The organism is Streptomyces sp. CBMA156 (assembly GCF_014596515.1).
Classification (GTDB): Bacteria; Actinomycetota; Actinomycetes; order Streptomycetales; family Streptomycetaceae; genus Kitasatospora.
In genome coordinates, this window is record NZ_MSJQ01000344.1 from 12887 (window position 1) to 37171 (window position 24285).

22 protein-coding genes and 1 tRNA gene are annotated in these 24285 nt (G+C 67.9%); 13 read left to right on the forward strand and 10 right to left on the reverse strand.

Annotated features, from left to right (window positions below; translation table 11 throughout):
• The first annotated feature begins 255 nt into the window (after positions 1–255).
• From BU198_RS29600 to BU198_RS43985, 6 genes are read left to right on the forward strand one after another with little or no spacing between them, the layout of a single operon-like run.
• A complete protein-coding gene (locus tag BU198_RS29600; RefSeq protein ID WP_188299926.1) occupies positions 256–507 on the forward strand; it encodes an acyl carrier protein in 252 nt (83 codons plus the stop codon).
• Positions 501–1766 (forward strand): beta-ketoacyl-[acyl-carrier-protein] synthase family protein, encoded by a 1266-nt coding sequence (locus BU198_RS29605; protein ID WP_188299927.1) that lies wholly within the window; start codon positions 501–503, stop codon positions 1764–1766. The genes BU198_RS29600 and BU198_RS29605 overlap by 7 nt, the downstream gene beginning before the upstream one ends.
• Positions 1766–2884 (forward strand): beta-ketoacyl synthase N-terminal-like domain-containing protein, encoded by a 1119-nt coding sequence (locus tag BU198_RS29610; protein WP_188299928.1) that lies wholly within the window; start codon positions 1766–1768, stop codon positions 2882–2884. The genes BU198_RS29605 and BU198_RS29610 overlap by 1 nt, the downstream gene beginning before the upstream one ends.
• Complete coding sequence (gene fabG, locus BU198_RS29615) at positions 2881–3609, forward strand: 3-oxoacyl-ACP reductase FabG (protein ID WP_188299929.1); 729 nt, start codon at positions 2881–2883, stop codon at positions 3607–3609. The genes BU198_RS29610 and fabG overlap by 4 nt, the downstream gene beginning before the upstream one ends.
• 45 nt (positions 3610–3654) lie before the next feature.
• Positions 3655–4719 carry a 2,3-diaminopropionate biosynthesis protein SbnB gene (gene sbnB / locus BU198_RS29620; RefSeq protein WP_188299930.1) on the forward strand — a complete coding sequence of 355 codons (1065 nt, stop codon included), beginning with the start codon at positions 3655–3657 and terminating at the stop codon, positions 4717–4719.
• Positions 4716–5444 (forward strand): DUF4097 family beta strand repeat-containing protein, encoded by a 729-nt coding sequence (locus BU198_RS43985; RefSeq protein ID WP_188299931.1) that lies wholly within the window; start codon positions 4716–4718, stop codon positions 5442–5444. The genes sbnB and BU198_RS43985 overlap by 4 nt, the downstream gene beginning before the upstream one ends.
• Positions 5445–5613: 169 nt before the next feature.
• Here BU198_RS43985 and BU198_RS29630 read toward each other — a convergent pair whose 3' ends face one another.
• The gene (locus BU198_RS29630) at positions 5614–5805 is read right to left on the reverse strand and encodes a hypothetical protein (protein ID WP_188299932.1); all 192 of its coding nucleotides are present in this window, start codon (positions 5803–5805) and stop codon (positions 5614–5616) included.
• 433 nt (positions 5806–6238) lie between these two features.
• Between BU198_RS29630 and BU198_RS29635 the strand changes: the two genes are divergently transcribed.
• The 5 genes from BU198_RS29635 to BU198_RS29655 all read left to right on the forward strand — a co-directional run bounded on the left by BU198_RS29635 (position 6239) and on the right by BU198_RS29655 (position 14645).
• Entirely contained in the window at positions 6239–7879 is a 1641-nt protein-coding gene (locus tag BU198_RS29635) for a type I restriction-modification system subunit M (protein ID WP_188299933.1), read from the forward strand.
• Positions 7876–9096, forward strand: coding sequence for a restriction endonuclease subunit S (locus BU198_RS29640; protein ID WP_188299934.1), 1221 nt, complete (start codon positions 7876–7878; stop codon positions 9094–9096). Before BU198_RS29635 ends, BU198_RS29640 begins: the two co-directional genes overlap by 4 nt.
• Positions 9093–12335: a type I restriction endonuclease subunit R gene (locus tag BU198_RS29645; protein WP_188299935.1), complete on the forward strand. Its 3243-nt coding sequence runs from the start codon at positions 9093–9095 to the stop codon at positions 12333–12335. The genes BU198_RS29640 and BU198_RS29645 overlap by 4 nt, the downstream gene beginning before the upstream one ends.
• A 154-nt stretch (positions 12336–12489) precedes the next feature.
• Positions 12490–13863, forward strand: coding sequence for an AAA family ATPase (locus BU198_RS29650; protein ID WP_188299936.1), 1374 nt, complete (start codon positions 12490–12492; stop codon positions 13861–13863).
• On the forward strand, positions 13860–14645 hold the full coding sequence (locus BU198_RS29655; protein WP_188299937.1) for a hypothetical protein: 786 nt from the start codon (positions 13860–13862) through the stop codon (positions 14643–14645). Before BU198_RS29650 ends, BU198_RS29655 begins: the two co-directional genes overlap by 4 nt.
• Here the strand turns inward: BU198_RS29655 and BU198_RS29660 are convergent.
• The 5 genes from BU198_RS29660 to BU198_RS29680 all read right to left on the reverse strand — a co-directional run bounded on the left by BU198_RS29660 (position 14642) and on the right by BU198_RS29680 (position 19321).
• Positions 14642–15775 (reverse strand): hypothetical protein, encoded by a 1134-nt coding sequence (locus BU198_RS29660; RefSeq protein WP_188299938.1) that lies wholly within the window; start codon positions 15773–15775, stop codon positions 14642–14644. The genes BU198_RS29655 and BU198_RS29660 overlap by 4 nt on opposite strands.
• A gap of 9 nt (positions 15776–15784) precedes the next feature.
• Positions 15785–16459, reverse strand: coding sequence for a histidine phosphatase family protein (locus tag BU198_RS29665; RefSeq protein ID WP_188299939.1), 675 nt, complete (start codon positions 16457–16459; stop codon positions 15785–15787).
• 10 nt (positions 16460–16469) lie between these two features.
• Positions 16470–17465: a nucleotidyltransferase domain-containing protein gene (locus tag BU198_RS29670; RefSeq protein ID WP_188299940.1), complete on the reverse strand. Its 996-nt coding sequence runs from the start codon at positions 17463–17465 to the stop codon at positions 16470–16472.
• A 34-nt stretch (positions 17466–17499) separates the two neighbouring features.
• Positions 17500–18402, reverse strand: a complete 903-nt coding sequence (locus tag BU198_RS29675) for a phosphotransferase (RefSeq protein WP_188299941.1) — start codon at positions 18400–18402, stop codon at positions 17500–17502.
• 223 nt (positions 18403–18625) lie between these two features.
• Positions 18626–19321: an HAD family hydrolase gene (locus BU198_RS29680; RefSeq protein WP_188299942.1), complete on the reverse strand. Its 696-nt coding sequence runs from the start codon at positions 19319–19321 to the stop codon at positions 18626–18628.
• A 96-nt stretch (positions 19322–19417) separates the two neighbouring features.
• On the opposite strand from BU198_RS29680, the gene BU198_RS29685 reads away from it, so the two are divergent.
• On the forward strand, positions 19418–20191 hold the full coding sequence (locus BU198_RS29685; protein ID WP_188299943.1) for an XRE family transcriptional regulator: 774 nt from the start codon (positions 19418–19420) through the stop codon (positions 20189–20191).
• On the forward strand, positions 20178–20645 hold the full coding sequence (locus tag BU198_RS29690; RefSeq protein ID WP_188299944.1) for an NUDIX hydrolase: 468 nt from the start codon (positions 20178–20180) through the stop codon (positions 20643–20645). The genes BU198_RS29685 and BU198_RS29690 overlap by 14 nt, the downstream gene beginning before the upstream one ends.
• Here BU198_RS29690 and BU198_RS29695 read toward each other — a convergent pair.
• The 4 genes from BU198_RS29695 to BU198_RS29710 form a co-directional block, all read right to left on the reverse strand.
• Positions 20633–21196, reverse strand: coding sequence for an HD domain-containing protein (locus BU198_RS29695; RefSeq protein WP_188299945.1), 564 nt, complete (start codon positions 21194–21196; stop codon positions 20633–20635). The two genes, BU198_RS29690 and BU198_RS29695, sit on opposite strands and share 13 nt — an antisense overlap.
• Before the next feature lie 382 nt (positions 21197–21578).
• Positions 21579–21652, reverse strand: a tRNA-Thr gene (locus BU198_RS29700).
• Positions 21653–21735: 83 nt separating this feature from the next.
• Positions 21736–22386, reverse strand: coding sequence for a leucine efflux protein LeuE (leuE, locus tag BU198_RS29705; protein WP_188299946.1), 651 nt, complete (start codon positions 22384–22386; stop codon positions 21736–21738).
• 109 nt (positions 22387–22495) lie between these two features.
• Positions 22496–24175 carry an alpha/beta hydrolase gene (locus BU198_RS29710; RefSeq protein ID WP_188299947.1) on the reverse strand — a complete coding sequence of 560 codons (1680 nt, stop codon included), beginning with the start codon at positions 24173–24175 and terminating at the stop codon, positions 22496–22498.
• Positions 24176–24285: the final 110 nt, after the last annotated feature.

Here is a 24285-nt window from a genome sequence, read left to right on the forward strand (position 1 = left end):
GCGCCGGTGGTGAACCGGCGCCGTCGGTGCTGAACCGGCGCCGTCGGTGCTGAACCGGCGCCGTCGGTGCTGAACCGGCGCCGTCGGTGCTGAACCGGCGCCGTCGGTGCTGAACCGGCGCCGTCGGTGAGCCCGCGTCGGAGGCGAACCAGCGTCAGCGGGATGTCAGTTGCCAATCATCGGTGCCCCCTAGGTTGGCGTCCGGAACCACCGGAGCCTGCACGTCGAGCCCGAAGTCGAGCCCGAAGGAGAACCATGTCCACCGTTACGCCAGAGCACTACGACCGGATCAGGGAAATCGTCGCGAAGCAGATCGGTGTCGAGTCCTCCGCCCTCGGCGACTCGACGCACCTGGTCGACGAACTGGGCGTGGACTCGCTGAAGCTCATCGACATCCTCAGCGCGATCGAGATGGAGTTCACCATCGTCATCGACATGGAGGAGCTGCCGGAGATGGTCAACGTCGGGGCGATCCACCGGGTCACCGCGCGCGCGGCGGGATGGTAGGGAGTCCCGTGTCCGTTGCTCCGCAGCCGGCGGCCCAGGCCCGCCGCACCGTCGTCGTCACCGGCATCGGCGTCATCACCAGCATCGGCACCGGTGCCGACGAGTACGCCGTGGCGCTGCGGGAGGGCCGCTCCGGAGCCCGCCCGCTCACCCGGATCGACACCACCGGATTCCTGCGGAAGAACGCCGCCGAGGTCGAGGACTTCGAGCCGGCCCGCTGGATCCGCAACATGCCGCTCGACTACACCGGCCGCGCCGGGCACTTCGCCGTCGCCGCGGCCCGCCAGGCCGTCGAGGACGCCGGGCTGACGGACGAGGAACTCGCGGACCGGCACGTGCTGATCAGCATCGGCACCACCGACGGCGAGTCCCACGACCTCGGCCTCCTGGTCGAGCAGGAGCTGGCGGACGGCGGCCCCGACGCGCTGGACCCGGTGCTGGCCCGGCGCCTGGGCTCGGGACGGCTGTCCACCGCCGTCGCCCGCGAACTGCGGCTCCGCGACGCGGAGGCGGTCACGCTCACCACCGCCTGCGCGGCCGGCAACTACTCCATCGGCTACGGCCTGGACGTCATCCGGTCTGGCGAGGCCGACCTCGCGCTGTGCGGGGGCGCCGACGCGGTGTGCCGCAAGACGTTCGCCACCTTCCAGCGGCTCGGCGCCATCACCCCCGACGTGGTGCGGCCGTTCGACGTGAACCGCAAGGGCATCCTCACCGGCGAGGGCGGCGGCGTCCTGGTGCTGGAGTCCCTGGAATCCGCCCTCGCCCGCGGCGCCCGCATCTACGCCGAGGTCCTGGGCTACGGCCTCTCCTGCGACGCCCAGCACCCCACCGCGCCCAGCCGGGACGGCGTCGCCCGCGCCATGGAACTCGCCCTGGCCGACGCGGGCGTCAAGAAGGACGAGGTGGACTACATCTCGGCGCACGCCACCGGCACCCGCGCCAACGACGCCGCCGAGGCCGGCGCCATCGTCGACGTCTACGGCGAACGCCCGCCCCGCACCGTCGGGTTGAAGTCGATGCTGGGCCACTCCATGGGCGCCGCGAGTGCGCTGGCCGCCGCCGCCTGCGCCCTGTCGATCCACAACGGGTTCATCCCGCCGACCATCAACCACCAGGAGACCGATCCGCAGTGCCCGGTGGACTGCGTCCCCAACCACGCGGTCACGGCTGACGTGCAGATCGTCCAGAACAACTCCAGCGCCTTCGGCGGCAACAACGCCGTCCTGATCCTCGGTTCCCTCAAGGAGCGTGTCTGATGTCCGCGCCCCCGGTAGCAGCCTCCCTGCCGGCCGACGGTCTCGTCATCACCGGCTGGTCGGCGGTCTCCGCGCACGGCCTCTCCCGGCGGGACTTCGCCGACGGCGTGCGCTCGGGGCTGGCCGCGGCCCGCACCGAGCCCGACGGCCCGAGGCTGCCCCGCCCCGACGCCTGTCTGGTGCCCGACCTCGACCGTCCCGGCCTGCTCGGCCGGGAGTACAGCTACACCCTCGACCGGCTGGCCGTCATGGCCCTGCTCGCCACGGACCAGTTGCTGGCCGACCCCGACCACGGGCCCGTGCCGCACACCGACGAGCGCACCGGCCTCGTCATGGGGACCACCATGGGCGGCAAGGAGACCATGGCCGCGGTCATCCGGGGCTCGCTGACCAACGCCAGGCCCTTCTACGTCGAGGTCGGCCTGATCCCCGGCTGCGTGATGAACCACTCCGCCGGGGCGGCCGCGATCCGGCACGACCTCCGCGGCCCCAACGCCACGGTCGGCGGCGGACGGGTGAGCGGCCTGCTCGCCCTCAACTACGCGCGCCGCCTGCTCGACCAGGGCCGCGCCGACAACTGCCTGGTCGGCTCCGCCGAGGAGTTCGCCCCCACCCAGGCCTGGCTGGAACAGGCCGCCGGCACTCCCGGAGAGCCCGCCCCGCTGCTCGGCGAGGGCTGTGGGCTGCTGCTGCTGGAACCGGCCGGAGCCGGTCAACTGCCGCCGCTCGCCGCGGTGCTGGCCGTCTCCACCGGCATCGACGTGGACGACGACCCGCAGGCCGCCGTCGCCTCCTGCGCCCGCCGCGCCCTCGACCGGGCGGGCGTCGCGCCGGAGGAGGTGTGGGCCGCCGTCCCCACGGCCGCGCCGACCCCCGAGGGCGAGGCGGAGCGCGCCGCGCTGGCCTCACTGGTGCCGTCGGAAGCACTGGACCGGGTCCCGTCGATGGCGCTGCTCGGTGACACCGGCGCCGCGTCCGCGACCCTCCAGATCGCGGCGCTGCTCGTGATCGCCGGGGCCGACCCGACCGCCGCCGGCCGGGTGGCCCTGGTCTCGGCGGTGGACCGGGACGGCACCGTCGCCGTCGCGGTACTGCGACTCTTCGAGGTGACGTCATGACCGCGATGGTGAGCGGTGGTTCGCGGGGCATCGGGCGGGCGGTCGTGCTGCGGCTGGCCCGGGACGGTCACGACGTGGCCTTCTGCTACCGGTCCGACGAGGCCGCGGCCGAGTCGCTGCTGAAGGAGACGGCGGATCTGGGCGTCCGGGTCCTCGCGACCCGCTGCGACGCCTCGGACGGTGCCGCCGTACGCGACTGGGTGCGCGAGACGGAACGCGAACTGGGGCCGGTGGACACCGTGGTGACCTCGGCCGGCATCACCCGGGACCGTCCGCTGGTGCTGATGCGCGACGAGGACTGGCAGCAGGTGCTGAGCGTCAACCTGGACGGGGTCTACCACCTGTGCCGGGCGGTGGCGCCCGGCATGGCCAAGCGCGGCCGCGGGTGCGTGGTCAACCTCTCCTCGGTCTCCGGGATCTCCGGCAACGCCGGGCAGGCCAACTACGCCGCCTCCAAGGCCGGGATCATCGCCTTCACCAAGAGCCTGGCGAAGGAACTCGGTCCGCGCGGCGTGCGGGCCAACGCCGTCGCGCCGGGCCTGATCGACACCGACATGGTGGGCGGTGCCTCCGAAGCCGCGATCGGACGGATCCTGCAGAACGTGCCGCTGCGCCGGCTGGGCCGTCCCGAGGAGGTCGCCGAACTGGTCGGCTTCCTGGCCTCCGACCGTGCGGCCTACATGACCGGCTCGGTGTTCGAGGTCCACGGCGGCCTCTCCCTCTGACACACCCGCTGACCCACCCGACCCTTAGCCCGTGGAGAAGTGACCATGTCCCGCATTCCGACGTTCGCCGTGATCTCCGGCGCCCAGGTGCACCAGGCCGTGGCCGGCCGGGAGCAGGCCGTCATCGCGGCGGTCGAGAAGGCGTACCGGCTGCACGGCGGCGGTGAGACCGTCAACCCCGACTCCTACTTCCTGCGCTTCCCCGACCGGCCGTCGTCCCGGATCATCGCCCTGCCGGCCTCGGTGGGCGGGGAGGTGGGCGTGCACGGCCTGAAGTGGATCGCCAGCTTCCCGGAGAACGTGGCCGCCGGCATACCGCGCGCCTCCGCGGTCCTGGTGCTCAACGACGCCGAGACCGGCTACCCGTTCGCCCTGCTGGAGAGTTCGATCATCAGCGCGGCCAGGACCGCCGCATCGGCCGCCCTGGCCGCTCGCGCGCTCGGCGAGGCACGCGGCACCACGCCGCGCCGTCTCGGGTTCGTCGGGGCCGGGCTCATCGCCCGCTACGTGCACACCTACCTCGCGGCGGCCGGGTTCGACTTCGACGAGATCGGCGTGCACGACCTGTCCTCCGAGCACGCCGCGGGTTTCTCCGACTACCTGCGCCGGTCGCAGTCCTCGGACGTCACGGTGCACGCCACGGCCGAGGACCTGATCCGGACCAGCGACCTGGTGGTCTTCGCCACCGTCGCGGGCGAGCCGCACGTGCACGAGCCGGCCTGGTTCGACCACAACCCCCTGGTGCTGCACCTGTCGCTGCGCGACCTGTCGACCGAGGTGATCCTCTCGGCCTGGAACGTGGTGGACGACGTCGAGCACTGCCTCAAGGCCGGCACCTCCCCGCACCTGGCCGAACAGGCCCTCGGCAACCGGGAGTTCGTCGCGGGCACGCTCGACGACGTGCTCGGCGGACGGATCGCGCCGCCCGCGGACCGACCCGTGGTGTTCTCCCCGTTCGGCCTCGGCGTGCTCGACCTCGTGGTCGCCAAGCACGTCTACGACGCGGTCGACGCCGCCGGAGAACTCCGGACCATGCCCGACTTCTTCCACGACACCGACCGCTACGGCCGGACACTCGCGGAGCCGGCGCCCACGGGTGGCCGGGGGTGATCCGGCCGCAGCGCGTCCGGAGCGCCGCCGTCGCCTCCGCCGTCGTGGTGGTCACCCTCGGCGGGCTGGCCGGCTGCGGGGTCGGCGACCTGGGCGGCGTCGGCGACGGGCCCGCCCACGTGGCGGAGTTCGACTTCGCCGAGCAGGTCACCGAACTGGTGGTGACCACCAACCACGGGAACATCGTCACCCGTCCCGCCGCCGGCGGCACCACCAAGGTCACCGAAACGGTGCGCTACCGGTCGAAGCAGCCGGCCGTCACCAGGAACCAGAACGGCGGCACGCTCACCCTGTCCGCCGGCGGCTGCGGCTCCGTCCTGGGCGCGAACACGACCTGCTCGGTGGACTACACCGTCGAGGTGCCCAAGGGCGCCAAGGTCACCCTCCGCGCCTCGGCCGGCGACGTCACCCTGACCGGAACGACGGGCGGCGGCGACCTGCACAGCGAGGCGGGCGACATCAAGGCCGACGGCGTCTCGGGCGCCCTGACGGCGAGCACGGACGGCGGCAACATCAACCTGTCCTTCGCCGCCGCGCCGGGCAACGTGAAGGCCACCAGCTCCGCGGGCGACGTCACCCTCCGCGTCCCGAACGGCCGCTACGCCGTGGACGCCTCCTCGGACGTCGGCGACCGCACCATCCGCGTCACCAACGACTCCTCCGCGACCAATCACCTGCGCCTGCACTCCGACGTCGGCAACGTCTCCGTCCTCCCCACCTCCTGACCACGCCCACCCGGCCACCACAACGAGAAAACCCCAGGCCGGATCCCCGACCTGGGGTTTCCCCATGGAGCCGCCCGCGGGATCCGAACCCGCGACCTGCGCGTCACGAGCCCGGCAGTGATCACGCCGGCTGCTGCCAGGACCGACCACTTGGTGATGAACCCGCAGGTCAGAACGTTGCGGTCCACAGCAGCACCGCCTCAGCGGTCATCGACGTCTCGGTGCCCCAGGCCGCCCGGCCGAGCCCGGCGGGAAAGGCGAGTTCGACTTCCAGGTGCTCGAAGGGGACCGCGAACACGAGGGTGGCCCGCGCGCGACGGCGGCGACGACGGATGCAGTAAAGGCAAAAGCCCCAGGTCACGGCGAGTGAGTCCTGGGGCTTTCACAGAGCCGCCTGCGGGATTCGAACCCGCGACCTACGCATTACGAGCCCGAGAGTGATCATGCTGGCTGCTGCCGACATCGATCACCTGGTGACGAACCCGCAGGTCAGAACGTTGCATCGTGACCCACCATCCCGTCCGAACCGGCACGCGCTGCGCCGTCCGCTCACGCATCGCTCACGCATGGTCCGGGAGACCCGTGGTCGGCAGACGGCCGACGGCAGGCTTCCACCCCGGGCGAGCGGATGCATCAGCCGCGAACGAGGCAGGTGGGCATGCGACAGGGGCGAAACATCGGGCGACCTGGTCTTCCCCGGAGCCACTGTTTCCCCACCTACTCGTCTGTAGGCTTCTCTGGTAGCCCCCCTCAGTACGCGCGGAACCACGCAACTGTTAGAGAAGCGAGCACCAGTGCCACCACGGAAGAAGAAGGACGCCAAGCCCAAGCCGATGAAGGCGATCCTCTGGGAGTCCGCCGACCAGCTGCGAGGAACTCTGGACGCGGCCGAGTACAAGCACTTCGTGCTCGGGCTCGTCTTCCTCAAGTACGTCTCCGTGGCGATGGCCGAGAAGCGCGCGCAGTTGGAAGAGGGTCTCAGGGACGGCAGCATGCTCGCCTCGCTCGGCCTCGAGGGCACCGCCTCGGAGGAGTTGATCTCCCAGACGGTTGAGGACCGCAGGCAGTACACGGGCGCCGGGCTCTTCTACGTACCGCCGACCGCCCGCTGGGAAGTGGTGATGGAACGGGCCAGAGGAACCCTGGAGGGCCAGTCCCTCGGCGAGGTCATCAATGACGCCATGGACTCCATCGAAAAGGTCAACCCGGCGCTCAAGGACACCCTCCCCCAGGAGTACAACAGCCCGCGAGTCAACGAGACGACGCTGGCCGGCCTGGTGAAGCTCCTCGACCGTCTCGAATTTCAGTCCCAGGTCGGCGAGGACGGTAAGCGAACCGGGGCCAGGGACCTGATGGGTGAGGTGTACGAGTACTTCCTCGCTCAGTTCGCGCTCGCCGAGGGACGCAAGGGCGGGGAGTTCTTTACACCCGAGTCCATCGTGCGGCTGCTCGTGGAGATGCTGGAACCGCAAGAGGGTGAGCGTGTCCTCGACCCTGCGTGTGGCTCGGGCGGCATGTTCGTCCAGGCCGAGAAGTTCATCGAGCTGCACGAGGGCAACCGCTTCAATGTCTCCGTGTACGGCCAGGAGCGCAACCTTACGACGTGGCGGCTGGCGAAGATGAACCTCGCCATCCATGGCATCGAAGCAAACCTTGGGGATGAGCCCGCCGACTCTTTCCACGAGGACCAGCACCCCGGGCTGAAAGCCGACGTGGTCCTCGCCAACCCGCCGTTCAACATCTCCAACTGGGGTGGTGAACGACTCAGTATGGACCCCCGCTGGACCTACGGCCTACCGCCGGTAGGCAACGCGAACTTCGCATGGATCCAGCTCATGGTCAACAAGCTACGGCCGGGCGGACGGGCGGGAATCGTCCTGGCTAACGGCTCGATGAGCGGCAAATCGGGGGGCGAGGGCGACATCCGGCGACGGATGGTCGAGGACGACCTTGTGGCGTGCATGGTGGCACTTCCGGGGCAGCTATTCCGGTCCACTCAGATTCCAGCATGCCTGTGGTTTCTCGCGGAGGGGAAAAGCAAGCGGCACGCGGATTGGGTCAAGGGGCGTGCCGGTGAAATTCTCTTCATCGATGCGAGCGGGCTTGGCACGATGGAAGAGCGCACGCTGCGAGAGCTCAAGGAGCCGGACATCGAGCGGGTCGCCTCAACCTTCCGTTCATGGCGCGGGCTCGAAGGTGCGGGGACATATACAGATGTTCCTGGCTTCTGCCGGAGCGCGACTCTGGAGGAAGTACGGAGCAACGGCTTCGTCCTGACACCCGGGCGGTATGTGGGGGTCGCCGAGGCGGAGCAGGATCCGGACGCGGAATCGGCGGAGGCGAAGGTAGAGCGGCTTACGAAGGAACTGTTCATGCACTTCGAGGAAGCTGGTCGCCTAGAGGCAGCAGTGCGGGAGCAGGTGGGGAGGCTGTGACGCAGAACCAGCGGCAGTGGACGCTAAAGGAACTGGCGCTGGCCGGCGAAATTGAATTTGGAGATGGATACCGCACCAAGCGCTCTGAACTAGGACCTTCGGGATTCCCAATCCTCCGAGTGGCAGAGGTGCTCGACGGGAAGATCTCCCCCGTCTACTCCGAGTTCGTCCGGTCGGAGTTTCGAGCCTCTATGAAACAGAAAGTTGCGCGCCCCGGCGACATCGTGCTCACAACCAAGGGCACAGTGGGTCGCGTAGCCGTGATCCCTAAAGAATCCGCCGAGTTCTCATACAGCCCGCAGGTTTGCTACTTCCGGATTACCGGCGAGAACGAGGTCATCTCTAAATACCTCTACTATTGGTTTCGCAGCGATGCGTTCCGCGTACAGGCCGCCCGCCTCAAGGGGCAGACGGATATGGCCGACTATCTGAATCTGGCAGATATCGGTTCACTCAAGGTCACACTTCCAGATCTTCAATCACAGCGAGCCATCACCGAAGTTCTGGGCGCGCTCGACAACAAGATCGCCGTCAACGAGCAGATCGCCGAGACCGCGTTCGCACTTGCCAAGGCACACATGGGGGTCGTGGAATACGCTGAACCCCTGTGCATCAGCGACGTAGCCGACGTCTTTGACGGTCCGCACGCCACACCGAAGAAGACCACCGAAGGGCCGTGGTTTCTCAGTATCAGCAGCCTCAAGGGTGGTGTCCTTGATCTGGCCGAATCTGCACATCTCGCAGAGGAGGATTTTCCCCGCTGGACTCGGCGTGTTCAGCCAAGTAAGGGCGACGTACTATTCTCCTACGAGACACGGCTGGGTGAAGCTGCGCTCATGCCCCCCGACGTGCGGGCGAGCCTCGGTCGGCGTATGGGCCTGCTGCGCCCCAAACCCGGAGCCGTCAGGGGCGCGCTGCTCCTCCATGCCTATCTGAGCCCACACTTCCAAGAGGAAATCCGGCGGCGCACCGTGCACGGGGCTACGGTCGACCGGATTCCGCTCAAGGAAATGCCAACCTGGCCGATTACGCTTCCTTCCATAGGTGTTCGGGAGCAGCTTTCCGACGTCCTCGAAACGCTGCACGCGTCCATCGAGCAAGCGGCATTCGAGAACCGTACACTTGCCAATCTTCGCGACACCTTGATCCCCCAGCTCATCACCGGAAAGATTCGCGTCAAGGACGCCGTGCGCGTCGTGGAGGATGTTGCGTCATGAGCGAGGAGAGTGCCGCCAGGGCAGGGGAGTTCGCGGCGCGGGCCTTCGGCAATTCCTCGGAGGCTCAGTGGGAGGTACTCGCTCTCGATCAGCTCGCCGAGTTCGGCTGGCAGCACTTTCCCGGTAAGGAGCTGAATCCGAACAGCGGGCACCGCAAGGGCTGGAGTGACCTGGTCCTGTACCCTCGCCTGCGTACCGCCATCGCCACTCGTCACCCTCAACTCCCCTCTCACGCGGTGGAGGAGGCGATCACCGAGCTACTGCGGCAGACGCCAGGCGGCGATGTCCGTAAGAACTGGGACTTCTATAAGAAACTCACCGGCGGCCTGAAAGTCAGCTATACGGACCCGCTCACCGACAAGAAGCGCAGTGTGACCGTCCGCCCCGTCGACTTCACCGACCCGCACGGCAACGATCTCGTGGCCTCCTCGCAGGTACGGATACGTGCGGCCAGCGAGCGCGCATTCGTCTTCGACATCATCCTGTACGTCAACGGACTCCCGCTCGCCGTCATCGAGTTGAAGAAGGCCAGCGGGCCAGATGACTCCCGCACGGCGTACGACCAGATCCAGAACTACCGGCGTGAGCTCAAGAGCGACGGGACCTTCCGGACGTTATTTCTCGCCGTCGCCACAGACGGGGTGACCGCCCGCCTCGGCACCCCGTTCACACCGTGGGAGCACATGGCGCCCTGGCATGCCGAGGACGGGGTCCTACTTAAGAAGAAGGAAGAGCGTGAGGACGGGCGGGCCCTAGAGCGGATGATCGCCGGGGCACTCGAACCCACCCACTTCCTCGGCCAAATCGCCAGTTTCCTGTCCTACTCCGCCGAAGGCACCGGCGGCAGCGTGGACACAGTGAAGCTCGCCAAGGCTCACCAGTACATCGCTGTCAACACAGCCCTCGCCGCCACCGCGTCCGCCGCGGCCACGGACGGCAGAGCGGGTGTCGTCTGGCACACGCAGGGTGCCGGCAAGAGCGAAGAAATGCTCTTCTACACCGGCAAGCTGGCTGGTCTGCCCGGTCTGCCCCTTCCGACAGTCGTTCTCGTCACTGACCGAGTCGACCTCGACACCCAACTTTTTGACACGTTCAACGCCAGCCACAGCCTTCATAGAGCCATCGGCGGCCAGCCTGAGAAGGCCCATAACAGTGACCAGTTGAAGGAACTTCTCGTCCGAGGCGAGGGCAGCGGCGGTGTCATCTTCACCACGCTCCAAAAGTTCCGGATCAGCAAGGCGGAGAAGGCAACGGGTGCCCGGCATCCACTGCTGTCAGACCGCCGGGACATCATCGTCATTGTCGACGAGGCGCATCGCAGCCACTACGACTTCGAGGACGGCTTCGCCCGCCATCTGCGGGACGCGCTCCCTCACGCCACGTTCATCGCCTTCACCGGCACCCCGATCGACAACCGGAGGGGCAACACCCTCGCGGTCTTCGGGCCGACGATTCACACCTACGACCACACCCAGGCGGTTAGCGACGGGGCCACCGTCCGTGTCTTCTATGAGCCAATCCTCCACAAGGTAAAACTCCCTGCCGACAAAGACCTGGATGAGATGGACGCCCAGGCCGAGGGGTTGGTCGAGGGACTGAGTCAGGCAGAACAAGCCCGTGCCCGTGCCCAGTTCGCCACGTTCGAGAGCGTGATCGGTGCGCCTGAGCGCATAGCGAAGCTCGCCGATACTCTCCTGTCCCACTGGGACAACCGCAGTAGGGAGATGATCAAGCTTACGGGCAGACCCGGCAAGGGGATGGTCGTCTGCTCCTCGCGCAGGATCGCGGCCCGGCTCTTCAATGCCCTCGCCGATCGCCGTCGCGACTGGGTCGGCGAGCCCGACAAGAAGACCGGGCTGCTGCCTGACGACACCGGGAAGATCCGGGTCGTTTACACCGGCAATGCGGGCAAGGACGACGACGAGATTGCTCCCTACGTCCGTTCACCCGAGAAGCTCAAAAGCATCCAGGGCAGGGCCACTGACCCTGACGACGAACTCGAACTCGTCATCGTTCAGTCTCTGTGGTTGACCGGCTTCGACTCGCCCCCGCTGCACACCCTCTACCTCGACCGTCGGATGCGCGGCGCCGCCCTTATGCAGGCCGTCGCGCGCGTCAATCGGACCTGGGGCGAGAAACCGTCTGGCCTGGTGGTGGATTTCCTGGGGGTCACTCGACATCTCACGGATGCCATCGCCGAGTACACCTCGGACATCGACCAGGACAAGGAGACCATCGGCGCACACATCTCCGAGGCCGTTACGGCCGTACGGGAGAAGCATCAATCGATCACCGAGTTGCTCCGTGATTGCCCGTGGCGGGAGACGCTCGCCTCGGCTGGCTATCAGGAAGCCTTGTACGCCGTCCTGGAGTTCCTTCGGGAGGCCGAGCCCGCTCTGGAGCCCGGGAAACCCACCCGCCTCCAGCGCTTCATGCACTTCGGCAAGCTGCTGTCCCAAGCCTTCTCGCTCTGCCCCACTCACGAGGGCGTCATGGACCTCCTCGACGACATTCGATTCTTCGCGTCCGTGCGCGCCTCGCGCGAGAAGCTCGACGCGGACGAACGGGCCGACCAGGGTCTCGCCACCGCCGCCGACCAGCTCCGCTACATCGAGCAGCTCAACGCCGCAGCGGTTGTCGCGGACGGGGTGGTGGACATCTACAACGCGGCCGGTCTCACCAAGCCCGACCTCTCGCATCTGGACGAGGAGTTCGTCGCGCAGCTAAAGGAGAGCCGGCACCCCAACCTGGCCCTCGAAGCCCTGCGCCGCTCCCTGATGAAGGAGATCCGCGACTCTCACCCAGGCAACATCACCCGGCAGCACGCTTTCACCAAGCGCATGCAGGAGACGATGAACCGGTATCACAACGGACTGATCACCTCCGCCCAGACTATGGACATCCTCGTCGAGTTCGCCCGCGAGGTGTCCGCCGACCGGGTCCGGGCCGCCGAACTCGGCCTCACGGAAGACGAGCTCGCCTTCTACGACGCCGTAGCCGCCAACCCCTCCGCTCTGCAGATGGGCGACGACGTCCTCCGACAGATCGCCCGGCACCTGTACCGCTTGGTGTCGGAGGATGTCACCGTCGACTGGCGGATCAAGAGCCAGGCACGCGACCGCATCCGCGCCAAGGTCCAGTTCCTGCTCAACTACTACGGCTATCCGCCGGACAAGGCGTCGGATGCGATCGACCGCGTGCTGAAGCAAACCGAGGTCAAGGCAGACGAGTGGGCCTGAACCGTGGTCGGGCCCGAGCTGGTCGCCGTCCGGCCTCCCATACCGCGCGGGCTGTCTTCAACACCCACTCCAACAAGGGAGCACCGCGCCTCATTCATGTCAGCAGCTCATGAGAGGCTGAAGCAGCAGAGTATCAAGGCAGGGAGGAGGGCGAATGTACGTAACTGGGATCGGACTCTCGAACGTCCGTGGTTTCACGGGAGCACGTGCCGTAGACGAGCTCCCGCTACCAGCCAATGACAGCGGCAGCTGGACAGTGATCGCTGGCCGCAACGGCTCGGGGAAGTCCACGCTCCTGCGTGCCCTCGCGCTCACACTTGCCGGCCCCCAAGTGGCTCGCACCCTGGTTCAAGACTTCAGCAGCTGGATCACCAACGGCAAGACCTCTGCCTGGGCACAGGTGTACGTAGAACCGGACTATTCTGTCGACAGGCTCACCGGGCGCGGCAGGGCACCTGATGGCCCTGTCGTCTTGGGAATGGACTGGACCGCCCCAGAGGGGGGGATACCGAGTGCGCTCCCATTCGCCACGCCACAACAACCCCAACTGTCCCCCTATGACGGCGAGAAGTACGGCTGGCTAGGTGCGGCGCGTGGCCCTTGGGCCGATCACCCGCAAGGCTGGTTCTGCGCCGGTTATGGCCCATTCCGCCGATTGACCGGAGGGTCGGGAGAAGCCCAGAGGACGATGCTCGCACCGGGCCCGGCAGGTCGTATGGCTTCCCTTTTCTACGAGGACGCTTCCCTTTCCGAAGGAGTGAGCTGGCTCAAGGAGTTGCGGCTAAGGACGTTGGAGGGGCAAGAGCAAGCATCCGAACTGTTGGAGACGGTGCAGGCCCTGCTCTCTGACGGGCTGTTGCCAGATGGATACCGAGCGATACGGGTGAGCTCGGAGGGGTTGTGGGTCTCACCAGCCTCTAATCCGGAACAGGCATATCCGCTTCGGGAGATGAGCGACGGGTTCCGTACAGTCGCCTCGCTGGTCTTGGATATTGTGAGGCAATTGCAGAGCGCCTACGGGACCCTGGACGCGGGTACAGATGATGCGGGACGGCCCATAGTCCGGATGCCCGGGGTTGTGATCGTAGACGAGGTGGACGCCCACCTCCACGTCACGTGGCAGCGACGTATTGGAGACTGGTTGCGCATCCACTTCCCCCGGATTCAGTTCATCGTCACCAGCCACAGCCCATACATCTGCCAAGCGGCGGACCCTGGCGGTTTGATTCGCCTACCGGGCCCGGAAGAGGAGCGGCCTCCGGAAGTCGTGGACGAGGCGCTGTACCACCGCATCGTGTACGGCAGTGGCGAAGACGCTGCACTCTCCGAACTCTTCGGCCTGGAGTCCCCGTACTCCAGCCGTGCTGTAGAGCAACGCCGAAAGCTCGTGCCGTTGGAGCGGAAGGTCTTCTCAGGCGAGGCCACTGAGCAGGAGGCCTGGGAGTATCGCCAGCTGGCTGCCGAGCTCAGCAGCTCCCGTTCGGCCCGTGTGCGCGAGGTGGCAGCCCGGCTGGGAAACGACGGGTGATCCCGGTCCAACGGCTGCCGGCCACCAAACGACTGGTCCGGCTATGCGATAGCCGGACAGAAAAGATTCGGGAACTGGGCGCCACCAGCAAAGTCGCCAGGGCCGAGTGGCGTCTTGCGGAGCCCGCCAAAAACGAGATACGGACCCTGCTGGAAAAGATGGCTCCGGGTGTGTTGCGGTGCATGTACTGCCTGGACAGCCTGGGCACCGATATCGACCACTTCGAACCGTTGTCTCGCGCCCCGCTGCTTACCTTTTGCTGGCACAACCACCTGCTGGCCTGCTCTCGATGCAACAGCAACTATAAGCGCGAGGAATATCCCTGCGACGAAGAGACTGGGCAGTGTCTGCTGATTGATCCCAGCTCAGACGATCCAGCCGACCACCTCGAATTGCTCGTGGCAATTGGCGAGTACGAAGGTAAGACCCGCAAGGGCGAGGAGAGCATCAGAGTCTTCGGCCTTAACCGAGAAGACTTGGTACAAGGGCGCTTCGACGCGTACATCACATCCTGTGACGTACTCAACTCCTGGCACCGCAAGCTGCGCGGAGGCGACCTGACAGGGGCAGCGCTGTCCGCCGCCGCTCTACGCCGCGAGCCCTTCGGTGACGTACTACGCGCTCTGGAGAAGCTGGGCCGCCTGCCTTACGCGGCAACAGCGCTCGGCGATGAGCTCGCCGATTCCCTACAGGCGTGGCTCCGTGCGCCTACAGCGGCCAATCCGATCCATACAGTCCCGCGCCCTCATGCCAAATCCCACGATCCAAGCCCAGCGGTCTAAACCCGTCTTTCGACCAGCGCTGTCCCGCGGGCAGCCATCACGTTGGCCAGCGCTTGCTTGCTCGTGATCCACTCCGTGTCACCGGCGGAGACCGAGTGCTGTACAGCCCTGAGAACGGCTTCGTCGGCCTCGGTGGGCTGGGCCAGTTGTGCCCGCATGTAGTGCTTGAAAAGCGCAGGCAGCTGGTCCGGCCGAGTTGTTGTCTTTGCCTTCAGGGAGAAGAGCGGAAGGAACCACTGCTCGAAGCCGTCCGTGATTGCCTGGGTGGCTCGGTACGCCTCGTACAGCGGCTGCAGGCTTGCCGCGTGGTCGTAGGGGAGGTGACCGTGCAGGGCGTACTGAAGCCGGGTGCCGTCGTGTTCGCGGAAGTGCTGGCCATGGGCGGCTATGTGGTTGGCCGCATTCTCGGTGATGGTCATGACGGCCGTGTCCGCTTCACGCCGCCGGGCTGCGGCGAGGACGGTGGCGTGGATGCCGACGCGCGGGTCGAGGACGAGGCCGTTGAGGCCGAGGGGCGAGAGGTCGATGCCGTGGTCGCGGGTTCGGGTGAGGATCAGCCGCTCGGCGACATTGCCGGCGGTGTGCTGGAGGTGCTTGGGCTGCTGGCGGTGGCTGGCGTGGACGTCCGAGCGGTCGAGGACGGGTCGGTCCTTCGCGAGTTCGGCGACGAGGTGGCAGCCCGTGCGGTCCTCGGTGTCGGTGCTGCCACAGACGTTGCAGCGGTGGCTGCCGGTGCCGGTCATGTGGCCGCAGGCCCGGCAGGTGGGGACGGTCTCGCGACTGATGGTGAGGGTGCCGGCGCGGAGGTTGTTCTCGATCATCTCCAGCGCGAGGCCGGCGACCTCGGCGTCGGTGTCGGTCATGATGCCGCCCACCGGCAACTGTCCGGGCGGGTACTTGTCGGTTATCAGGTCGGCCTCGAAGCGCTGGCGGGGGATCTTCGGGCCGTCGGCCTCGCGGTGGCGGAGGTCTCCGGCGAGGGTGACGGTGTTCCACAGGTGGGGTGCGGGCGGTAAGCCAAGGATGGCGTTGAGGGCGGCGGCGAGGCGGATGCCGACGGCCTTGCCGGGGCGGGTGGCGAAGGTGAAGGGTCCATTCTGGACGGGCCCGTTGAGGAACAGGTGTCGCACGGGCTCCTCCTAGATCGGCGGGGTGGTGGTTCCTGTCCGGGTGAACCGGTCGTCGTGCAGCTCGTAGTGGAGGATCACGGCGTTGGGCATCTTGCCCTTCCGCTCCTCGGCGAGGATCTCGGGCAGCGTGCGGAGTTCGAGTAGGGATCGCAGCGCCACCGCGGCGGTCTGGTGAGTGAAGGCGACGACGGTGCACGCTCCCTGGAGCTCGGCCTGGGCGAGGGTGGCGAACTCAGCGGCCCGCTTGAGCACGCCCTCGGCGAGCGACTCGCCGCCGCCCGGCGCAGTCCAGATGTGCTTGCGCAGGCGGCGGTCCTCGGCGAGTGCGGGGTAGCTGTCGTAGAGCTCGCGCTTGGTCATGTAGGTGGCGTCGCCGTAGTGCTGCTCGTCGAGGAGCGCGGTCCGCCGGGGCCAGCCGTCGCGGAGGTTGGGCAGGGCGATCGCGGCGGTGTCGATCGCCCTGCGGTAGGTGGAGGTATAGACGTGCGGTCCGGGGCCAGCGAGCTGCGGGAGGACCTCGGCGAGCCACTGGGCCTGACGGAAGCCGCGCGGAGTCAGGCCGACGATGGTGCGGGAGATGGCGTGGGCGGCGGTTCCGCTGTAGGGACGGGGGTCCTGGTAGAAGCCGTTGTACTTGTCGGCGTTCTCGACGGACTCGGCGTGCCGGATGACGAGCAGGGGCAAGACGGGGCTCCTATCCGGCGAGGTTGGCGACGTAGGAGCCGCTGACGGTCCAGGGGGTGAGTTCGATTCCGAAGCCGCTGTGTTCGCCGTCCTGGGTGTGGACGAGCTTGCCGGACAGGTGCACGGTGTCGCCGGACCTGAAGGCGCCGGTGTAGGCGCCGAGGTACGACCGCATGTGGGTGATCCTGCGGGCGAAGGAGTCGGCCTCGTCGATGGTCGAGCTGAGGATCGTCTTGACCTTGATCCCGTAGACGGCCGGGGTGGTGAGGCCCTCGGCGTGATCGGTGATCTCCGCCAGGAGCGAGATCTCACCGATCTCCTTGGAGGAGGTCCGGGCGAAGGTCCTGTCGCGGTCGGAGCGGATGGGTTCGCAGTTGATGTGCGCGCCGGCGCTGGCGGTGAGTCCCTGGAGCTTGCGGCGTTCCTGCTTGATGAGGGCGTCGAATGAGCTGCCCTCCATGTACTTGGCCCGGCGGATGTACAGCCGGGTGAGGTCGTCTCCGTCGTACGGTCGGATCAGCTCGGTCTGCTGGAAGAGCTCCTGGGCGGCCTGGTAGCCCTCGGGTCCGTAGCAGACGAGGTCGATGTCGGAGCGCTCGTTGAAACAGCCGACGAGGAAGGAGCCGGTGACGCCGATCAGGCCCTGGGCGTCGTTCGCGGTGATCCACTCGGTGATCGCAAGGAGGTCCTTGCCTGCCGGGTTGTCGGCGACCGCGCCGGGGTCCTCGTGGATGGCGGCGAGGGCCTGGCGGCAGGAGTAGTGGACGGCCACGTCCTCTCGCGGGATGCCGGTGATGACGCAGCCGAGGGTGTCGGAGTAGACGTAGCACTCCGGCCTGCCAGCGAGGATGCCGAAGGACTTCGACACGACGCTGTTCTGCCGGTAGGTCCGGTCGAAGAGCCGACGGTCACCCTTCTCGTCGGGGTGGTACTTGACGTAGCCGAGGTAGTGGCTGCCAGGGTGGCTGTCGCCGATGACCTTGAAGACGACTCCGTGGTGGTCCATCAGGTAGTCGCGGTCGCGAACGGTGGGAACCGGCCTACCGGTGTTCAGCGGTGAACCGTTCCAGAGTGGGGAAGGTGCCGGTGTCGATCGTGTTGGACGACTCATACTGATCAAGTCCCATCGTGAAGAGGGTGCGGCGGTACTGCCACTTGATGTGCTTGTCGTGCCGCGTGGGGTCGGTGGGCCGCATGAGGGCGAGGAAGAAGAAGCACTTGACGAGCAGGAAGTCGCCCAGGTGCTCGCTCACCCGCTGCCCGATCAGGGATGCGGTGGTCTCGTCGAGCGCGCCGGTGTAGGCGGCGCGCTGTTCCGAGGTGATGCTGTAGCCCTTGCCGCCGCCTTTGAAGGCCACGATGTCGAGCGCGGGGTAGACGTCGTAGCCGAGCGGGACCGGTCCGTGGTGCTGCCAGTCGATGACGCCGGCCTGGAGGACGTTGGGCAGGCCGTAGTCGAGATGTCCGTGCACCATCGGGAGCTGGGCCAGCCGGTCGAGGGCATGCTTGACCGCTTCGTGGACGCGCGGGGTGTCGAGGTCCGGGTTCTCCTCGAAGACCTCTGCCGCGAAGGCCGCCTTCTCGAACCACGGCGTGGCGGGGAGGGGGTGCCTCGCCTGGGCCTGCAGGAGCTTCGATGCGACGGCCGCCGCCGTGCTGATCACCTGGTAGCTGACCTGACCATCCTGCCGGGCGTCGGCCAGCGCCTCCTCGTGCAGCGAGCTGTCGCCGATGGCGCGCTCGATGACGAAGTAGCTCTCGCTCTCCGAGCCGCTGTCGACGATCTCCGGCACCGGGTAACCAAGGCCGGCGGCGAGCTGCTGGAACTCGGCCTCCGCCCGCAGATCCTCACCACCGGTCCGCTTGTAGAGCAGACCGTCGGCCGACTTCCACACGGCGCCTTCGGTGGCGGTTCTGTCCTTCACGAACTCCCAGTCACTCATCTATGCGTCCTTCGTAGTTCCGAGTTGGCCTGAGGCAGATACGACCATGCCGGGCGGGTTGCCAGAGGGTTGGACCCGCTGCTCCGAAAGAACACGACCAGCCCAGTGCGGGCCACTGCCAGTGACTTCCCCGATCACGTGGGGTTTCCCTCGGCCGACTGGCTGGTGGAGACCCGATGATTGCGGAGAGTGCGAAGACCGCATCACCGCATACTTGGACAGTTCAGGGACGTCCTGGGACGTTTTCCAGCAGTGCAAGAAGGCCAACCGTGTCCGACAGGTCCGGCAGCACCACCGGAGCCCCGGCCGCCTTCAGCTCAGCCTGGCTGTGACTGCCGGAAGCGACCGCGATGATCCCGGATCCCGTGGTGAGCGCTGCCTCGATGTCCCGTGGCGTGTCGCCAACCAGGACGACCGGGACATCACTGGACAGTCCGCGGTAGCGCTGGACACGCTGACGAGCGACGGCGACCAGATCGGGACGCTGTTCTGCGTCAGCGCCGTAGGCCCCGACAGTGAGATCCAACAGTGGATCGAGGCCGAAGGCCGACAGCTTCACGCGAGCATTCGCTGCGATGTTGCCGGTCAGTACCGATGACACCCAATCTGCCTGGCTCGACGCCGCCTTGAGGGCATCGAGTACGCCCGGAAGGGCCACCCCACGTCGGCGTAGTTCACCCAAGCGCTCCTCGCCGGCTCGGCTGAGGGCGGCTTCGACGATCGGCCAGTCGGGCTCCGAGAGGCCGTTTCGGTGGAACATGCCTCGCATGATCAGGCGATCAGTGCGGCCTTCCGTTGACGCTCCCACGGTCGGCGAGGCGCCGGTCAGCGCGGTGAATGCGGCGGCGTAGATCTCCTTGCTCACCCCGGCGTTCTCGATGAGTGTGTGGTCGATGTCCCACAGAACGATGAGCTGCATCTCGCCAGCGTAAGCACCTTGGCGGACCGTCAACTCCAGCAGAACGTCCCACAACGTCCTTGCACAGCCGCGCCCGGCTCGGCTTGTATAGCCTCTGTGAACGAGCGACTTCACTCCGTACTCGCTCAACGAGGCATAGAGCCCGCGGCGCTCGCCGAGGCCTGCGAAGTGGACCCCAAGACCGTTGGCCGCTGGCTCGGCGGGCGCATGCCCCACCCGAGGCACCGCTTCCGCGCCGCTCGGTTCCTGCGTATTGAGGAGACCTTCCTCTGGCCGGACCCGCAGCCCGGCGCAGGCCGACGGACCGGCGGGTCAGGCACCGAGCTCGTCGGCACCTACCAGAACCGGGCCAGCGTGCCCCGTGAGACCTGGCTGGCCCTGCTGCAAGAAGCCCGGCAGCGGATCGACGTGCTTGTCTTCTCCGGGACGTTCTTCGCCCAGTCCAACCCGCACGTCGCCAAGATGCTCGCCGAGCGGGCGGCCGACGGCGTCCAGGTACGACTGTGCTTCGGCGACCCGAGCGGGCGAGCCGCCGCAGTCAGAGGCCGCGAGGAGGGAATCGGCGACGCCCTCGCCGCCAAGATCCGCGCCTCTCTTACCTACTACCGTCCTCTGCTCCCGGAGGAGGGCTGCGAGGTGAGGCTTCACGACACCACCCTGTACAACTCCCTCTTCCGCTACGACGACAACCTGCTGGTCAACCCGCACATCTTCGGGCAGCCGGCCAGCGCCAACCCACTGCTCCACCTCAAGCGAGTGGACCCGGCCGGCTGGTTCGACAACTACGCTCAGAGCTTCGAAGCAGTCTGGGCCCATGCGCGGCCCTGGACGCCCGACCTGGAGGGGACCGCCGCCCGTGGGCAGGACTGAGTACTACTACGACCCCAACGCCCCCAAGGCCAACACCCTCGTCCCTGCCAGCAATCTGCTCGTCGTCGACGACTCCGGAGCCATCCTGCTGCAGCGCCGCCGGGACACGGGCCAGTGGGCCCTGCCCGGCGGAGCTCAGGACATCGGCGAGACCGCCGCCGAGTGCGCGGTGCGCGAGTGCCTGGAGGAGACCGGCATCCAAGCCGAGATCACAAGCTTCCTCGGCGTCTACACCAACCCGAACCACATCGTCGCCTACACCGACGGCGAAATCCGCCAGCAGTACGAGAACACCTACATCGGTCGCCCCATCGGCGGCGAGCCCACGATCAACGACGAGGCCGACGGCGTACGCTTCATCCGGCCCGCCGACCTCGACCAGTACGACATCCACCCCAGCATGCGCCAGCAGATCGGCGACTACCTCGCCGACACCTACCCCTACTTGGGCTGAGCCGCCAGCGCCGCCTCCACTCGTTCGACGGCCGCGAAGATCTGCGGCGACGCCCGGCGAATGAAGCGCCCCACCACGCTCTCCGCCCCGTAGCGGCCGAGGATCTCCGCCACACGTGCCTCAGCCGTGGTCGGGCTACCGTCGGGCGTCGTCGTCATGTCGCACCACACCAGGGCATCGACCAGGAGCTGGTCCTCCAGCAGCGGGAACTCGGCCTCCAGCACCTCCCGGAGGCCTCGTTCCTCGGCTTCGAACAGCGCGAACGAGTGGTTCGCCACCAACCGCGTGAGCTGGTCATCGGCCCCATGGACATCACGAAGGAATTGCGCGCCGTCGAGCGGGTGGAAACCTGTTGCCGCCAGCCTCGGCGCGTAGCCGACATCGTGCAGCAGAGCGGCACAGATGAGAAGCCTGGTCTTCTGACCGAGAACTCCTTCGAGTCGGCCGGCTCGGTCTGCCACGCCTTGAGTGTGCGCCCAGCGGCGGGGCAGTGGCTCGGCAAGCTCGCTCCTCGCCACCATCCTGGCCCAAGAAGTCGGTTCTTCGCTCATGCGTCGATGGTTTCCCATGTCGGCCACCACTACGCGTGGGGCCAAGCGATCCGCAGTCAATGTCCTGGCGTGCTTGGAGGACTAGACGTGGCACAGCAGACTGCCGAGGAACGCCCGGGCATTGCCGCTGCGATCGTGGCCCACGAAGGCCGCGTCCTAAGGACACCTGATCCGTGAATCCGGTTCACCTGTCGGACCCCCGGTCTGGCGCGGAAGGCCGCGAAAAAGGCGAAGTCCGAGGCCAAGAAAGGCCAAGGGGCAACTCGAGATCAACATCCGCGCTCACGCAAGCGATCTTGTATCGCGCCGCCGACGCCTGCCCACGGGTCATGAAAAGGCAAAAGCCCCAGGTCACGGCGAGTGAGTCCTGGGGCTTTCACAGAGCCGCCTGCGGGATTCGAACCCGCGACCTACGCATTACGAGTGCGTTGCTCTGGCCAGCTGAGCTAAGGCGGCACCGTTGCCGTGTGTGGCGGCAACGCGGGCCAGTCTACACAGGTTCGCAGGTGATCCGTAACGGGATGCCGGGGCCGCGGTGGTCAGGCGGAGGAGACGGCGAGCTTCGCGGCGAAGCCGGCGAAGAGGACGGCGACGCCGCTGGTGAGGGAGGCGGAGAGGCGCTTGCGGCGGCGGAAGGCGGTGGCGAGGGTGGTGCCCGCGAAGATCAGGAGGGAGAGGTAGAGGAAGCTGAAGGTCTGGAGGATGCCGCCGAGGAGGGCGAAGGAGAGGGCGGGCTGTCCGTAGGAGGGGTCGACGAACTGGGTGAAGAAGGAGAGGAGGAAGAGGATGGCCTTCGGGTTGAGGAGGCTGATCACCAGGGCGCGGCGGAAGGGGTTCTCGGTGGACTCGGGGGCCGGTTGGGCGGTGGGGTCGGCGACGGCCCGGCGTTCGCGCCAGAGCTGGCGGGCGGCGCGGAGCATGCCGTAGCCGATCCAGAGCAGGTAGGCGGCGCCGCCGAACTTGACCACGGCGAAGACGGCCGGGTTGGCCTTGAGCAGGGAGGCCGCGCCCAGCGAGGTGAGGCTGATCAGGGTGAGGTCGCCGATGAAGACGCCGGCCGCGGCCCGGTAGCCGGTGCGGACGCCCTTGCGGGCCGCGACGGACAGCACGTACAGGGAGTTGGGGCCGGGCAGCAGGATGATGACGAGGGCGCCGAGGACGTACGTCGCCAGGTCGTTGACTCCGAGCACGATGAGCTCCGGTGCAGGGGGAGGGTGGCAGGGGGCGCTCATCGTAACGTCGTACCGCTGATTGGTTGAAGTAGAAATCACCTGTCGGACGGCCGGCGCCGGCCAGGCCCTACCGCTCGCAGCGCTTGCCCTGCTCCGGGGCCTCCCCGGTCAGCAGGAAGCGGTTCACCGCGGTGTCCACGCAGGTGCTGTGCCTGCCGTACGCGGTGTGGCCGTCACCGTCGAAGGTGAGCAGACGGCCGGACTCCAGCTGGCCGGCCAGTGACTGGGCCCAGGCGTACGGGGTGGCCGGGTCGCGGGTGGTGCCGATGACGACGACCGGGGCGGCGCCGGCGGCCCGGATGGTGTGCGCCGCGCCGGTGGCACGGACCGGCCAGTAGGTGCAGGCCAGCGCCATCCAGGCCATGTCGCGCCCGAAGTGCGGCGAGACCCGTTCGAACTCCGGCACCGCCCGCTGGACGTCCTCCGGCCCGCCGAACGGGGCCGGCAGGTCGAGGCAGTTCACCGCGGTGTTGGCGAACATCAGGTTGGGGTACGAGCCGTCGGCCTCGCGCCCGTAGTAGTCGTCGGAGAGCTTCAGCAGGCCGGTGCCGTCGCCGGCCTTGGCGCCGGCGAGCGCGGCGCGCAGCTGGGGCCAGAGGAAGTCCGCGTACATGGCCTCGATGACGCCGGTGGTCGCCTGGGCCCCGGTGAGCCGGCGGCCGTTGCCGGTGGTGGGCAGCGAGCCGGCGTGGACGCCCGCGAGCAGGGCGGTGAGCTGCTCGCCGACCTCCTGCTCGGTGCGGCCGAGCGGGCAGTCCTCGCGCTTGGCGCAGTCCTTGGCGAAGGCGGCCCAGGCGGTCTCGAAGCCGCCCGCCTGGGCACGGTTGCCGGTGACGGAGTCGAGCGCCGGATCCATCGCGCCGTCCAGCACCAGCCGTCCGGCCCGGCTCGGGAAGAGCCCGGCGTAGGTGGCGCCGAGGAAGGTGCCGTAGGACTTGCCGACGAAGTTCAGCTTCTCGTCGCCGAGCAGGACGCGCAGCACGTCCATGTCCCGGGCGGACTCGACGGTGCTGAGGTGCCCGAGCGCCGCCCCGGCCTGCTGCCGGCAGCCCTCGGCGAACTCCCGGTCGGCGGCGATCAGCGCGTCGATCCCGTGCTGGTCGCCCGGGTTCAGGTCGACGGCGGTGTAGGCGTCCATCCGGTCGCCGTTCAGGCAGCTGACGGGGTTGCTGCGGCCGACCCCGCGCGGGTCGAGGCCGACCAGGTCGTACTGGGCGCGCACCCCGCGGTCGTACGTCCGGGCCGCGGCCTCCAGGTACTCGATCGCCGAGCCGCCGGGCCCGCCCGGGTTGAGCAGCAGGGAGCCGAGCTTCGCGCCCGGCGAGGCGGCCGCGGACGGGGAACCGGACAGGGAACCGGCGTCCCAGCCCTCCGGTTCGGCCGCCGCGCGGGCGGCCGCCAGGGTGAGGTCGCCGTCCCCGGGGTGGTCGTAGTCCAGCGGCACCCTGAACGTCGTGCACTCGAACCCGCTGTCGCACCGCTGCCAGGCCAGCCCCTGCGCGTAGTACGGCGCGAGCGCGGCCGGGACGGCGGCCGGCAGCGGCTCCAGCGGGGTCGCCCCGGACGTCGGGGCGGATCCGGCCGACGGGGTCCCTCCGGCGGCCGGGGCCGAGGGCCTGCCGGAGCCGGCCGGGTCCGTGGCGGAGGACGCCGGTGGCCCGGACGGATCCGTGCTGCATCCACCCGCCGCCGGACCGAGGACGACCAGCGCCGCAGCCAGTGCCTGTGCCCGCCCGAAGGCCCTCATCCGCCACCTCTCCGCAATCGACCAGCACCTGGAACACACCGGGAGACACGCTTCCGAGCCAGGCCGGACGAGCTCGGCCGGACGAGCACGCCGGAGGAAACGCCGCTGCC

Coding starts and splice junctions, on each gene's coding strand:
- BU198_RS29600 (WP_188299926.1), top strand. CDS start 256: ATGTCCACCGTTACGCCAGAGCACTACGACCGGATCAGGGAAATCGTC.
- BU198_RS29605 (WP_188299927.1), top strand. CDS start 501: ATGGTAGGGAGTCCCGTGTCCGTTGCTCCGCAGCCGGCGGCCCAGGCC.
- BU198_RS29610 (WP_188299928.1), top strand. CDS start 1,766: ATGTCCGCGCCCCCGGTAGCAGCCTCCCTGCCGGCCGACGGTCTCGTC.
- fabG (WP_188299929.1), top strand. CDS start 2,881: ATGACCGCGATGGTGAGCGGTGGTTCGCGGGGCATCGGGCGGGCGGTC.
- sbnB (WP_188299930.1), top strand. CDS start 3,655: ATGTCCCGCATTCCGACGTTCGCCGTGATCTCCGGCGCCCAGGTGCAC.
- BU198_RS29645 (WP_188299935.1), top strand. CDS start 9,093: ATGAGCGAGGAGAGTGCCGCCAGGGCAGGGGAGTTCGCGGCGCGGGCC.
- BU198_RS29650 (WP_188299936.1), top strand. CDS start 12,490: ATGTACGTAACTGGGATCGGACTCTCGAACGTCCGTGGTTTCACGGGA.
- BU198_RS29670 (WP_188299940.1), bottom strand. CDS start 17,465: ATGGACCACCACGGAGTCGTCTTCAAGGTCATCGGCGACAGCCACCCT.
- BU198_RS29675 (WP_188299941.1), bottom strand. CDS start 18,402: ATGAGTGACTGGGAGTTCGTGAAGGACAGAACCGCCACCGAAGGCGCC.
- BU198_RS29680 (WP_188299942.1), bottom strand. CDS start 19,321: ATGCAGCTCATCGTTCTGTGGGACATCGACCACACACTCATCGAGAAC.
- BU198_RS29695 (WP_188299945.1), bottom strand. CDS start 21,196: ATGAGCGAAGAACCGACTTCTTGGGCCAGGATGGTGGCGAGGAGCGAG.
- BU198_RS29710 (WP_188299947.1), bottom strand. CDS start 24,175: ATGAGGGCCTTCGGGCGGGCACAGGCACTGGCTGCGGCGCTGGTCGTC.